Annotated in this window: 2 tRNA genes and 3 rRNA genes; all 5 read left to right on the forward strand. The window is 48.7% G+C overall.

The features are described from left to right. Positions 1 to 217 precede the first annotated feature (217 nt). The 5 genes from F0145_RS25940 to rrf all read left to right on the forward strand — a co-directional run bounded on the left by F0145_RS25940 (position 218) and on the right by rrf (position 5,645). Positions 218 to 1,738 (forward strand): 16S ribosomal RNA (locus F0145_RS25940). Between the two features lie 287 nt (positions 1,739 to 2,025). Continuing rightward, positions 2,026 to 2,102 (forward strand) — tRNA-Ile (locus F0145_RS25945). Between the two features lie 74 nt (positions 2,103 to 2,176). After that, positions 2,177 to 2,250, forward strand: a tRNA-Ala gene (locus tag F0145_RS25950). Positions 2,251 to 2,462: 212 nt separating this feature from the next. After that, positions 2,463 to 5,353: ribosomal RNA gene (locus F0145_RS25955) — 23S ribosomal RNA — on the forward strand. A 180-nt stretch (positions 5,354 to 5,533) separates the two neighbouring features. After that, a 5S ribosomal RNA gene (gene rrf, locus F0145_RS25960) occupies positions 5,534 to 5,645 on the forward strand. Together the 16S, 23S and 5S rRNA genes with 2 tRNA genes alongside form the textbook arrangement of a ribosomal RNA operon. Positions 5,646 to 5,756: the final 111 nt, after the last annotated feature.

Here is a 5,756-nt window from a genome sequence, read left to right on the forward strand (position 1 = left end):
TTGGTTTAAGAAAGTTCTTTGAATAGAAGGAAATAAGAATAGCAAACCGCATAAGTGCTTTAAGCGAGATTGTTAGATGGTTAAAGGTTTAAATTGTTGTTAAGGCAATTCAACCATTAAGTCCTTCAACAATTGAAGCGGGGTCTTATGTTAAAAAGAGCGTTGCGGTCAGACTACACAAATTGAAGCTTTTCGGAGCTTTGAAATCTATTATACTACAATGGAGAGTTTGATCCTGGCTCAGGATGAACGCTAGCGGCAGGCCTAATACATGCAAGTCGAACGGAATGAGGTAGCAATACCTTATTTAGTGGCGCACGGGTGCGTAACGCGTATGCAACCTACCTTAAACTGGGGGATAGCCCGGGGAAACCCGGATTAATACCGCATGATACTATTAGAGGGCATCTGAAGATAGTTAAAGATTTATTGGTTTAAGATGGGCATGCGTGCCATTAGCTAGTTGGTGAGGGTAACGGCCCACCAAGGCGACGATGGCTAGGGGTTCTGAGAGGATGATCCCCCACACTGGTACTGAGATACGGACCAGACTCCTACGGGAGGCAGCAGTAGGGAATATTGGGCAATGGCGGAAACGCTGACCCAGCCATGCCGCGTGCAGGAAGAAGGCCTTCTGGGTTGTAAACTGCTTTTATCTAGGAAGAAAAAACTCTTGCGAGAGGAACTGACGGTACTAGGTGAATAAGCACCGGCTAACTCCGTGCCAGCAGCCGCGGTAATACGGAGGGTGCAAGCGTTGTCCGGATTTATTGGGTTTAAAGGGTGCGTAGGCGGCTTGATAAGTCCGTGGTGAAAGCCAACAGCTCAACTGTTGAACTGCCATGGATACTGTTAGGCTTGAGTACAGACGAGGTAGGCGGAATTGATGGTGTAGCGGTGAAATGCATAGATACCATCAAGAACACCGATTGCGAAGGCAGCTTACTAGGCTGTAACTGACGCTGAGGCACGAAAGCGTGGGGAGCGAACAGGATTAGATACCCTGGTAGTCCACGCTGTAAACGATGATGACTCGATGTGGGCGATACACAGTCCGCGTCTTAGCGAAAGCGTTAAGTCATCCACCTGGGGAGTACGCCCGCAAGGGTGAAACTCAAAGGAATTGACGGGGGCCCGCACAAGCGGTGGAGCATGTGGTTTAATTCGATGATACGCGAGGAACCTTACCTAGGCTAGAATGCGCGTGACCGGCTCAGAGATGGGCCTTCCCTTCGGGGCACAAAGCAAGGTGCTGCATGGCTGTCGTCAGCTCGTGCCGTGAGGTGTTGGGTTAAGTCCCGCAACGAGCGCAACCCCTATCTTTAGTTGCCAGCACGTAATGGTGGGGACTCTAAAGAGACTGCCTGCGCAAGCAGTGAGGAAGGTGGGGATGACGTCAAGTCATCATGGCCCTTACGCCTAGGGCTACACACGTGCTACAATGGGCGGTACAAAGGGTTGCTACCTGGTAACAGGATGCCAATCTCAAAAAACCGTTCTCAGTTCGGATTGAGGTCTGCAACTCGACCTCATGAAGCTGGAATCGCTAGTAATCGCGCATCAGCAATGGCGCGGTGAATACGTTCCCGGGCCTTGTACACACCGCCCGTCAAGCCATGGAAGTCAGGGAGACCTGAAGACGGTACCCGCTAAGGAGCCGTTTAGGGTAAAACTGGTAACTGGGGCTAAGTCGTAACAAGGTAGCCGTACCGGAAGGTGCGGCTGGATCACCTCCTTTCTGGAGCTGAACCGCAAACCTTAGACTATTGCTACGGCAATAGTGTTATAGACGCCTTTAAGGTAGTTATGAGTAGTTAGTCCTGAGGGATTAGTTATTATTAGCTATAAAGTGTTTGTTATTCTTATTCTTTTATTCAAGTCATCAAAGTTATTGCTATAGGCAATAGCTACATGGTTAAACAGCAGGTTTAGCTTTACAAGTAAGATTTAGTGGTAATAACAAAGCGTGTAAGCTTGTGATGCGGGATTAGGAGGGCACAGGAGTACAAGACACGTGTTAAAAGCGGGCTTGTAGCTCAGGTGGTTAGAGCGCTACACTGATAATGTAGAGGTCCCTGGTTCGAGTCCAGGCAGGCCCACCAACAGTTATCAGTTGCCAGTTATCAGTTGTCAGTATTAGTGACAACCAGCAACTGCCAACCGACAACCAAGAAAAGGGGGATTAGCTCAGCTGGCTAGAGCGCCTGCTTTGCACGCAGGAGGTCAACGGTTCGACTCCGTTATTCTCCACTAGAGAAAACAAACCAGTAAGAGCAGCAGGCTTTTACTACAACTTAGCGGGATTTATTAGCGCGCAGATGTCTAACATCCAGTGTCTAATATCTAACGTCTAAATAAGTTCTTTGACATAGAGAGAAGAGAGAATAAACAAGTAAAGAAGAAGGACAGCGCAAGCTGTTCAGTCTAGTAATAGACTATACGTAAAGAGTAGACTAACAATCAAGAAAGTTAGTAAGGGCGTATGGGGGATGCCTAGGCTCTCAAAGGCGAGGAAGGACGTGATAAGCTGCGATAAGCTGCGGGGATTGGCACATACGAATTAATCCGCAGATTTCCGAATGGGGCAACCCACTTGAGTGAAGCTCAAGTATCCTGTAAAGGAGGCAAACCCGGGGAACTGAAACATCTAAGTACCCGGAGGAAGAGAAAATAAGAATGATTCCCTAAGTAGTGGCGAGCGAACGGGGAAGAGCCCAAACCAGTTTTGTTACGGCAAAGCTGGGGTTGTAGGACCACGTGATGAGACTAAAAAATGAAGCTAAACTACCTGGGAAGGTAGGCCAGAGAAGGTGATAGCCCTGTCAGCGTAAGCTTTTTAGCTCTAGTGGTATCCTGAGTAGGGCGGAACCAGAGAAATTCCGTCTGAATCTGCCGGTACCATCCGGTAAGGCTAAATACTTTTGAGAGACCGATAGTGAACCAGTACCGTGAGGGAAAGGTGAAAAGAACCTTGCATAAAGGAGTGCAATAGAACCTGAAACCATACGCTTACAAGCGGTCGGAGGTCCTAAGTGGATTGACGGCGTGCCTTTTGCATAATGAGCCTACGAGTTACGCCTCTCTGGCAAGGTTAAGAGTTTTAAAGCTCGGAGCCGCAGCGAAAGCGAGTCTGAACAGGGCGCATAGTCAGAGGGGGTAGACGCGAAACTTTGTGATCTACCCTTGACCAGGTTGAAGTGTGGGTAACACCACATGGAGGACCGAACCAGTTTCCGTTGAAAAGGATTTGGATGAGTTGAGGGTAGGGGTGAAAGGCCAATCAAACTGAGAAATAGCTCGTACTCCCCGAAATGTTTTTAGGAACAGCGTCGTGGTGGAGTTTTATAGAGGTAGAGCTACCGATAGGACTAGGGGGAGTCACATCCTACCGAATCCTGACGAACTCCGAATGCTATAAAATATACACGGCAGTGAGGCTCTGGGTGCTAAGGTCCAGGGCCGAGAGGGAAAGAACCCAGACCATCAGCTAAGGTCCCTAAATATATGCTAAGTTGAACAAAGGAGGTTCAGTTACTTTGACAGCCAGGATGTTGGCTTGGAAGCAGCCATTCATTTAAAGAGTGCGTAACAGCTCACTGGTCGAGTGACAGGGCATCGATAATAATCGGGCATCAAGCATATTACCGAAGCTATGGATAGAATTTATTCTGTGGTAGGGGAGCATTCTTATTACGAAGAAGGTGTCTGGTAATGGATGCTGGAGTGATAAGAAAAGCAAATGTAGGCATAAGTAACGATAAGGCAGGTGAGAAACCTGCCCGCCGCAAGACTAAGGTTTCCTGAACAACGCTAATCGGTTCAGGGTTAGTCGGGTCCTAAGGCAACACCGAAAGGTTAAGTCGATGGCTAACGGGTTAATAATCCCGTACTTGTTTTATCTAGTGATGTGGTGACGGAGGAGTGAAAGACCTGCGTACTGACGGAATAGTACGTTGAAGCCCGTAGTTATATTTCTGGTAGGCAAATCCGCCGGAGATGATGAAAGGTGATAGTACCCAGCGGCTTCGGCCAACGGGATAATGGTCCTAATCCGACTTCCAAGAAAACCCGCTAAACGTTTAAAGATAAGACAACCCGTACCGCAAACCGACACAGGTAGTCGAGGAGAGCATCCTCAGGCGCTCGAGTGAATCACGGCCAAGGAACTCGGCAAAATGGCCCTGTAACTTCGGGAGAAGGGGCGCTTCCTCTTAGCAATAAGAGAAGCCGCAGTGAAAAGGCCCAGGCGACTGTTTAACAAAAACACATGACTTTGCGAAATCGAAAGATGAAGTATAAGGTCTGACACCTGCCCGGTGCTGGAAGGTTAAGAGGGGATGTTAGTCGCAAGGCGAAGCATTGAATCGAAGCCCCAGTAAACGGCGGCCGTAACTATAACGGTCCTAAGGTAGCGAAATTCCTTGTCGGGTAAGTTCCGACCTGCACGAATGGTGTAACGATCTGGGCGCTGTCTCAGCCGTGAGCTCGGTGAAATTGTAGTCTCGGTGAAGATGCCGAGTACCCGCAACGGGACGGAAAGACCCCGTGCACCTTTACTATAGCTTAACATTGACGCTGGGTAACTCATGTGTAGGATAGGCCGGAGGCTATGAAGCGGTGTCGCTAGGCATCGTGGAGCCAACGTTGAAATACGGCCCTTGAGTTGCTTGGCGCCTAATCTGGAAAACGGAGACAGTGTTTGGTGGGTAGTTTGACTGGGGTGGTCGCCTCCAAAAGAGTAACGGAGGCTTTCAAAGGTACCCTCAGCACGCTTGGTAACCGTGCGTAGAGTGCAATAGCAGAAGGGTGCTTGACTGTGAGGCCGACAAGCCGAGCAGGGTCGAAAGACGGATATAGTGATCCGGTGGTTCCGCATGGAAGGGCCATCGCTCAAAGGATAAAAGGTACGCCGGGGATAACAGGCTGATCTCCCCCAAGAGCTCATATCGACGGGGAGGTTTGGCACCTCGATGTCGGCTCGTCACGTCCTGGGGCTGGAGAAGGTCCCAAGGGTTCGGCTGTTCGCCGATTAAAGTGGCACGCGAGCTGGGTTCAGAACGTCGTGAGACAGTTCGGTCCCTATCTGTTGTGGGCGTAAGAAATTTGACAGGACCTGACCTTAGTACGAGAGGACCGGGTTGGACAAGCCGCTAGTGGACCTGTTGTGACGCCAGTTGCAGCGCAGGGTAGCTACGCTTGGAAGAGATAAGCGCTGAAAGCATCTAAGTGCGAAACTCACCTGAAGATGAGATTTCTTTGAAGGGTCGTTAAAGATGATAACGTTGATAGGCGGCAGGTGTAAAGGTAGAAATACCATAGCTGAGCCGTACTAATTACCCGTAAACTTTCCTGATAACCTTAGTCTACCCTTTACTTAGCTTCTACAAACCAGTTTATTCCCTCTTATCTTGTGTCAATTTATTAGACGTTAGTAGCTAGATATTAGTAATTAGATACTAGATACTAGACAAAGAACTTAAAATAACAAAGCTGAAATCGTCAGCTTCAACGGTTGGCAACAACCAAGCACAATAATGGTGGTTATAGCGCGGGTGTTCACCTCTTCCCTTTCCGAACAGAGTAGTTAAGCCCCGTAGCGCCAATGGTACTGCTGTCACAAGCGGGAGAGTAGGTAGCCGCCAACCTTATTTATTTCCTCTTTGCTGCTTGACTACTGATTAGTAATAAGTAGTAGTTGTAAGAAGTAAGAACCTCAAGCCCCGGTACAGCAATGTAACGGGGCTTTTTGCTTTATA

The organism is Adhaeribacter rhizoryzae (assembly GCF_008629685.1).
Lineage (GTDB): Bacteria > Bacteroidota > Bacteroidia > Cytophagales > Hymenobacteraceae > Adhaeribacter > Adhaeribacter rhizoryzae.